The sequence below is a fragment of the Psychrobacter sp. T6-1 genome, assembly GCF_052258445.1.
Genome location: NZ_JBQQFC010000106.1, coordinates 1 through 7,787, shown reverse-complemented (window position 1 = coordinate 7,787; position 7,787 = coordinate 1). Strand labels below are relative to the sequence as shown.

Genomic DNA, 7,787 nt, shown 5'->3' with positions numbered 1-7,787 from the left:
TTTGGCCTTGTTGACCCAGTGCGCATCAGCGAGGAAGGGACGCGCCATTTGAATGAGATCAGCTTGGTTACTTGCGACAATATCTTCTGCCGTATCTGGCATATTGATACGGTTGGCCGCCATCATTGGAATACTGATGTGCTTTTTGATCTCGCTGGTAAAATCAACAAAAGCGGCGCGCGGAACGCTAGTGACGATAGTCGGTACGCGTGCTTCATGCCAGCCGATACCCGTATTCATAATGGTCACGCCAGCAGCTTCTAGTGCTTTAGCGACGGTGATGACCTCATCCATGACATTGCCATCTTTGACCAAATCGATGACAGATAGACGAAATATGATAATAAAATCTTCACCAACCGCAGCGCGCACCGCTTTGACGACGTCAACGGCGAGTTTCATACGTCCTTTAATATCACCACCGTACTCGTCATTACGCTGATTAACATGGCTTGATAAAAACTGATTGAGTAAGTAACCCTCAGAGCCCATGATCTCCACGCCGTCATAGCCTGCTTGCTTAGCCAATTTGGCAGAGCGCGCATAATCTTCAACCGTTTGCTCGATTTTGCTAATACTCATCTTACGTGGTTTAAATGGCGTAATTGGTGATTGAATCGGGCTTGAGGATAGGATAAATGGATGATAGCCGTAGCGACCACTATGCAATATTTGCATAATGATTTTGCTATCGTACTTGTGCGCGGCGCGAGTCACGCGTTGATGATTGATAACATCTGCTCGCGTATTCATAGTGCCGCCAGCAGGCAACAGCCAGCCTTCACGATTGGGCGAGATACCACCCGTAATCATCATCGCTACGCCACCTTTAGCACGCTCAGCGAAATAGGCGGCAAGCTTGCCATAGTTATAAAAACGGTCTTCAAGTCCAGTGTGCATCGAACCCATAACTAAGCGATTCTTAAGCGTAGTAAAGCCTAAATCTAGCGGCTCAAAAAGATGAGGATAATGCGCGTTAGCATTAGCAGTGTCTATTGTATCTGTCGTGCTGGCAGTGCTTTTAGCTGAGGTGCTGGCGCTCATAGGGTCGTCCTTGTCAACGAGATAAAATTAAAAATTATAGTTATCCTACCACACCGCTACGACTATCAGCTATGCGGACAAACGACTGATGAGTGAGCATTAGATCAATATCAATATCAGTAGGCTCAAGGCCTCTTAAAAATCATCCCAAATTAAGCCCACTTTTGACGTGTCTTTGGCTATAATAAAGGCTAGCTGTTCGCCTAAGAGCCGTTATTATAAAGACAATCGCCACCCAAATACGATAAAGGACTATCATAATGACCGACTTTCACACAGGTCTTGGCAAAAACGCTGCCAATTACCAGCCGCTCACCCCTATTGATTTTATTATTCGTAGCGCTCAAGTTTATCCTGATAAGACCGCTATCATCTATGATGACCTTGAGCATAACGAATTAACTCAAACTTGGGCGCAGACCTATACCCGTTGCCGCCAGTTATCTGATAGCTTGCGCAAATTAGGTGTGGATAAAAACGATACGGTGGCTGTCATGCTGCCTAATACGCCAGCCATGGTAGAGGTCGCTTTTGGTGTGCCCATGTCAGGCGGCGTACTGTGTACGCTAAATACACGTCTTGATATCAATGCGCTAACCTTTTGCGTGCAGCATTCTGAAGCCAAAGTTTTGATCATGGATAGCGAGTTTGCTGACTTGGCTGAGATTATCGATGAGACCTTTCCTAATCTGATCGTCATTCATGCCACAGATAGCGCTCTTGATGTGGAACGCTTTGGTAAAATGAGCTATGAAGAGCTAATCGCCAGCTCAGATCGTCTGGATAATTGGGAAAAACCTGAAGACGAATGGGAAGCGATCGCCCTCAACTACACCTCTGGTACCACAGGCACCCCCAAAGGCGTGGTCTATCATCATCGCGGCGCCGCGCTAAACGCAGTCTCCAACATTCTAGATTGGGATATGCCAAAGCATCCGCTGTACCTATGGACGCTGCCTATGTTTCATTGTAACGGCTGGTGCTTTCCGTGGACTATCGCTGAGCGTGCAGGCACTAACGTCTGCCTGCGCAAAATCGATGGCAATTTGATATTACAGATCATCGCTAAGCACAAGGTTAGTCATTACTGCGCTGCCCCTATCGTCCACAATATGATCGCAGGTGGGGAGGCAAGGCATAAAGACGCTATTAATCATAACGTCAAAGGCTGGGTCGCAGGCGCGCCGCCGTCAGAAACCATGCTTGCTGCTATGGAAGCTATGGGCTTTGATATCTCTCACGTTTACGGGCTGACCGAAGTGTATGGACCCGTCACTGTCTGTGCCGAGCAAGACCAGTGGGATGATCTTGATGTGACAGGACGCGCGCAAATGAAATCGCGTCAAGGCGTACGCTCGCATCTAATGACAGGGTTTGAGGTGCTTAGACAAGGTACGAGCGAACCGGTTGCCGCTGATGGTGAGGAGATGGGCGAGCTGGCACTACGCGGTAATATGATCATGAAAGGCTATCTCAAAAGCCGCAAGTCAACTGAAGCGGCATTCAAAGATGGTTGGTTCCGTACTGGAGATTTAGGGGTCAAATACCCTGATGGCTATATCAAAATCATGGATAGACTCAAGGACATTATCATCTCAGGCGGTGAGAATATCTCCAGTATCGAGGTCGAAAACGTCTTGTACAAAATGCCTGAGGTCGAAAGCTGCGCAGTAGTCGCCGCCCCTGACGAGCGCTGGGGTGAAGTGCCCGTTGCCTTTATCGAGATTCATGACGGTAGCACGCTACAACGCGATCATGTCATCGCACATTGCAAAGAGCATTTAGCAGGTTTTAAAGTACCTAAATATATCCTCTTTGCCGAAATACCCAAAACCAGTACGGGTAAAGTACAAAAATTTGAGCTACGCCAAGCGGCTATTTCACTTGCCCACGAGACACCAAAGGTGACCTCTAGTGCAAAGTAGGAATATAGTTTTAAATTATTTGCGCTAAAATATCAAAAAGGCTCCGTCTATTTTTTAGACGGAGCTTTTTTTATTTGCTTTGTTAATACTAGCTTATTTTTGGCTCAAGCCACCCAAAGGCCAGCATCCCAACGATCATCGCAGGGATGAATATAAAAGCTTGCCACGCTCCTGTACCCAGTAACACGATACCTGGGCCTGGACAAATACCAACCAGACCCCAACCGATACCGAACATCGTGGCACCAATAATAAGTCTTTTGGTGATGACCGTTTTGCCTGGCATATCAATTTCAGTACCGATCCAGCTCAGCTTTTGACGCCGAGCCAGTTGCACACCGACCAGAGCTACCGCTAAGCCGCCGCCCATGACAAGTGCCAGTGAGATATCCCAAGCGCCAAAGACATCCAAAAACCCTAAGACCTTTTCAGGATTGGTCATGCCTGATATCAGCAGCCCAAACCCAAATAACAAACCAACTAGTAACCCAATTATATTTTTTAGCATTGTCTTCTCTTTATCATCTATTATTGACTATGGCCTCTCAACCAACTCACTTTTTAAATCAGTTTAAGGCTAAATCAAACCCAATACTTGTCTGCCGATATAAACGGTGAGAATGCCAAAGAGCATAAAGGTCACGGTCGCCACCATTGAGCGTGGTGACAAGCGCGCGTTACCACAGATACCATGACCACTGGTGCAGCCAGAACCCAAACGCGTACCAAAGCCAACCAGTAGCCCTGCGCCAATAAGTAACGGCAATGAGCCGGTCACCTCCATAGGCGGTAGCGGCGCGATAAGCTGATACAGTATCGGCGAGACAATCAGACCTAAGACAAATAATATCTGCCACAGCTCAACGCGTTTAGGTTTAAGTAAGCTTGCACTAATGCCACTGATGCCCGCAATGCGCCCGATGCCTAACAGTAGCACTACGGTAGCAACGCCTATGATAAGACCGCCTACCAAGGAGATAGGCGTAAAGGCTTGCCAGTCAATTTGTATGCTCATAATCATTACTCAATTTAAATGTGCCAGTTAGAGACGTGCCGATGTCAAATCCCTATAAAATCGACAACATCTATTTATAAAAAAACATTATATTATAAAATATAACAAATAGCCAAAAAAAGTGCTAAGCCATAAAATAGATAGACTCAGCACTTTTTAATTCATCAAAACCTAATGGATTTAACACTCGGTAAATAGAGCGATTACTTAGCAACGACCTCATCAAGAACTGACTCAAAACGCGCTACCGCACCGTCGACATCTGTTAGTTTATCGAGACCAAATAGCCCCAAACGGAAGGTCTTAAAGCTCTCAGGCTCACCGACTTTTAGAGGAACGCCTGCGGCAATCTGCATGCCTGCCTCAGCAAAGGCCGCGCCTTTATGCATATCGTCACGATCGGTATAAGAGACCACAACGCCTGGCGCTTTGAAACCATCAGCCGCTACGCTTTCAATGCCTCGGCCCTCTAGTACGTCGCGAACACGCTTGCCAAGCTCCCACTGCGCATCAGATAATGTATCAAAGCCGACTGCTTTGGCCTCCAAAATAGTATCGCGGAACTGACGCAAACCATCAGTTGGCATCGTGGCATGATAAGCATGACCGCCGTTTTCATAAGCGCGCATGATAGTGAGCCACTGCTTTAGATCTAGGCTGAAGCTGGTAGATTCAGTCTCCTCTACCTTTTTGACAGCGGCATCGCTTAGCATCACAAGACCGGCGCAAGGGGTGCTGCTCCAGCCTTTTTGCGGGGCGCTAATGAGTACATCAATACCCAAGTCTTTCATATCGAGCCAGACGCAGCCTGAGGCGATACAGTCGATGACGAGTAGACCACCCACGCTATGCGTGGCATCACTCAATGCCTTGATATAGTCATTAGGCAAAATGATACCCGCTGAGGTTTCAACATGCGGCGCAAAGACAATCGCCGGTTTTTCGGCTTTAATCTTGGCGACAGCTTCATCGATATCGACTGGCGCAAAGGGTTTTGGCGCCTCAGTGTCATCAGTACGATTGGCTGTCAAAACGGTAGAGGATTTGGCGATCTTGCCTTTTTCTAAAATCTGTGTCCAGCGGTAGCTAAACCAACCATTACGGATGATAAGGCAGTCCTCATCACGGGCCAACTGATTGGCAACCGCTTCCATACCATAAGTGCCCGCACCAGGGACGATGACCACAGCGTCAGCGTTATAAACTGACTTAAGCTCACTAGATAGATCATTCATGACCTGCTGAAATGCCTTTGACATATGGTTTAAAGCGCGATCGGTGTAAACCACTGAATACTCTAATAAGCCGTTGGGATCGATATCTTGACGTAATGCGGTCATGGCGTGCTCCTAGTTGGTAATTTATTAAAATAGAATTTAAAAGTGTTATGGTAAAGATTAAGGCGTATTTGATAATTCATAAATGAGCACTGCTGATCGCTAAAATGGTTCCAGACACGGCGCGAGTCGAAGATAATGTCCAGACCTTAGCTAGACTTGCAACACAGTATGGAGCAATTTTAGCATCAGCCTGGAAGGACAGGACTCTTTTTTGCCGCTCCTTTGATAAAAATAGACGCTTAGAATGACTAAACTTACTTTTTTTATCTTGCTTCTAATTTAAGAGCAGCGACTAAAAAATAGTCTCTGTCAGTGCCATGATCGAATATCAAACACGCCTTAAGTCATACTCGTTTAAGCGCTCACTTAGTTTGAGCTTGGCAGCCTAGATCATGATGCTGTTTGTATCGTATCGATTCTAGCATATATTAAACAAAAGCCTAACGGCGACGGTAGGATTCATTTAATCCTGAAACCACAAAATTTAGCAATTCACTATCGCCTTCTCGCGCCGCTTTACGCATCAGTTTCGATGGCGCGTGAGTGAGTGTCTGCGTTAAACGGCGCGTCAGCTCAATGACGATATCCTCAGCATTAGCTTCACCATCTGTAAGCTTTGCGATGGATTCACTTAGCAATTTGTCGACTTGATCGTGAGTGCGCAAGCGATACTCTTGAATATCACGGCCCACTTGACGCACAGCGAAACTTCGCTCCATCTCAACGACGAGCTGACTGACTAATAGCTCAGCGTCAACAGCGGCTTGACGACGCTGTTCGATGTTGCCAGCGATAACGTGTTGCAAGTCATCAACTGAGTACAAGTAAATGTCATCTATCTGACTAATACTAGCATCGATATCGCGCGGTACTGCCAGATCCACCATCAGCATCGGCTGATAACGGCGACGTTTGAGCGCTTGCATCGCCATGCTTTTATCAATCAATAGATCCATGCTACCGCTACAACTGCTGACAATGTCCGCCTCAGATAACACTTGCGGCAAATCTTGGAGCGTACGCACCTCAACCTGACAGTTTGCGTGTCGTAGCTCATCGGCCAAAATTTGAGCGCGCTCAGGACTGCGATTACAGATGATAACGCGCCCGATACCTAAACCTGCGATATGGGTCGCTACCAAGCGATTCATCTCGCCTGCGGCAACGACCAATAGCGTGCGACTGGGCAGGTTATCAAATATCTGAGTGGCAAGCTTAGCCGCTGCAAAGCCGAGTGATACTGCTTGGGCGCCCACTTGCGTCTCATTGCGGACGCGCTTAGCGGAGGCGAAGACCTGATCGACAATCCAGCCTAGCTGATTGGTCAGAGCTTTCTCATTTTGCGCTAAATGCACTGCTTGCTTGATTTGGCCAAGTATCTGCGGCTCACCGAGTATCATAGAATCCAGACCTGCGGCCACTCGTAGCCAGTGCGTTAAAGCATGAGTATCACGGTGCACATATAGATAGTCATCAATCTCAGTAAGCGCGATCTGCTTAAAAGTAGCAAGCCAAGTTTTTATACGTAAAATGTGCGCACTCACTAAAGCTGAGGATACAGAAGTTACAGAACCTGCATCAGCCTCTTGCGGCACGAGCGCATAGATCTCAGTACGGTTGCATGTAGAGACAATTACGCTACCATCGGTAAAGCGTTCCAACTGCTCAAGCGCAGTATTGACATCCTCACCAACAAGCGCCAAGCGCTCACGTAGAGCGACTGGTGCGGTTTTGTGATTGACCCCAATGACCACTAATCTCATTATCGATAGACCGTCTATATAACTCGCCCGTCAAGACTCACTTGACTTATAAAGGCGTTATTAAAGGCAACTGCTACACCTATGCACGAAAAGACAGATGCAATAAAAGTCGCCTATTGTATCACTCTTACAAGGTTTATTTAATACTTGCCCAGTAACCCTAGTGCTGTTTATCTGTATCTGGGCGCTGACAGCACAAATCAACTACTCCAAGGCGTCTTAGCAGTCATTTATTGAGCGCATTTATTGCCCTTGTTAGGGCAAATTTTAGCCCTACTTTTTGAGTAACAAGGACGCTATTGTTTATCACAAACGTCTCCTCTTATAATGAGCTGAGCTACTAACTCTAGTAAGAACAGTAAGAACAGTTACGTTAAACTAAATCGGCTTGGCTATAATAAGTCTAATCGCTATCCATAATATGATAAGACTACTTCCTCGTTTAGCCGCTTTTGATGCGATCACAGGCAAGCACTGCTATATATGAAACTTTTTGGTACTTCGTTGCAACTACAGCGCGCGTATGATGATATAAACCTTCGAGCGCTATGGCGCAAGATTGTCGATCGTCTGTGTCATCAGCACAAGCTAACTTTGGTGTTGGCCGCTTGTCTGTGCTTAGGAGCACCTGCTTATGCCAGTGCCAGTGCCAGCCTTAATGATACCTTATCAATTACCCAAGATATCAATATACAACGCG

General features: G+C 46.7%; 6 protein-coding genes and 1 pseudogene. 2 read left to right on the top strand and 5 right to left on the bottom strand.

Annotated elements, in window-relative coordinates:
• Window positions 1–1,044 (bottom strand): 2,4-dienoyl-CoA reductase FMN-binding domain-containing protein (locus tag ACTXGO_RS07440; RefSeq protein ID WP_443573902.1); only part of this gene is annotated, 1,044 nt, incomplete at its 3' end.
• A 260-nt stretch (window positions 1,045–1,304) separates the two neighbouring features.
• Between ACTXGO_RS07440 and ACTXGO_RS07435 the strand changes: the two genes are divergently transcribed.
• Window positions 1,305–2,969, top strand: a complete 1,665-nt coding sequence (locus tag ACTXGO_RS07435) for an AMP-binding protein (RefSeq protein ID WP_443573900.1) — start codon at window positions 1,305–1,307, stop codon at window positions 2,967–2,969.
• 88 nt (window positions 2,970–3,057) lie between these two features.
• On the opposite strand, the gene ACTXGO_RS07430 is transcribed toward ACTXGO_RS07435, so the two are convergent.
• From ACTXGO_RS07430 to hemA, 4 genes are all read right to left on the bottom strand, one after another.
• Window positions 3,058–3,477 (bottom strand): DUF6691 family protein, encoded by a 420-nt coding sequence (locus ACTXGO_RS07430; protein WP_443541157.1) that lies wholly within the window; start codon window positions 3,475–3,477, stop codon window positions 3,058–3,060.
• Window positions 3,478–3,546: 69 nt separating this feature from the next.
• A complete protein-coding gene (locus ACTXGO_RS07425; protein ID WP_435950096.1) occupies window positions 3,547–3,984 on the bottom strand; it encodes a YeeE/YedE family protein in 438 nt (145 codons plus the stop codon).
• A 203-nt stretch (window positions 3,985–4,187) separates the two neighbouring features.
• Window positions 4,188–5,324 (bottom strand): aminotransferase class V-fold PLP-dependent enzyme, encoded by a 1,137-nt coding sequence (locus tag ACTXGO_RS07420; RefSeq protein ID WP_435950095.1) that lies wholly within the window; start codon window positions 5,322–5,324, stop codon window positions 4,188–4,190.
• Between the two features lie 440 nt (window positions 5,325–5,764).
• Window positions 5,765–7,087: a glutamyl-tRNA reductase gene (hemA, locus tag ACTXGO_RS07415; RefSeq protein ID WP_435950094.1), complete on the bottom strand. Its 1,323-nt coding sequence runs from the start codon at window positions 7,085–7,087 to the stop codon at window positions 5,765–5,767.
• A 483-nt stretch (window positions 7,088–7,570) separates the two neighbouring features.
• Between hemA and ACTXGO_RS07410 the strand changes: the two are divergent.
• Window positions 7,571–7,787: pseudogene (locus tag ACTXGO_RS07410) on the top strand (tetratricopeptide repeat protein); the annotation flags it as partial.

Excerpts from the sequence above, each read along its gene's own strand:
- ACTXGO_RS07435 (WP_443573900.1), top strand. The coding sequence starts at position 1,305 with ATGACCGACTTTCACACAGGTCTTGGCAAAAACGCTGCCAATTACCAG.
- ACTXGO_RS07430 (WP_443541157.1), bottom strand. The coding sequence starts at position 3,477 with ATGCTAAAAAATATAATTGGGTTACTAGTTGGTTTGTTATTTGGGTTT.
- ACTXGO_RS07425 (WP_435950096.1), bottom strand. The coding sequence starts at position 3,984 with ATGAGCATACAAATTGACTGGCAAGCCTTTACGCCTATCTCCTTGGTA.
- ACTXGO_RS07420 (WP_435950095.1), bottom strand. The coding sequence starts at position 5,324 with ATGACCGCATTACGTCAAGATATCGATCCCAACGGCTTATTAGAGTAT.
- hemA (WP_435950094.1), bottom strand. The coding sequence starts at position 7,087 with ATGAGATTAGTGGTCATTGGGGTCAATCACAAAACCGCACCAGTCGCT.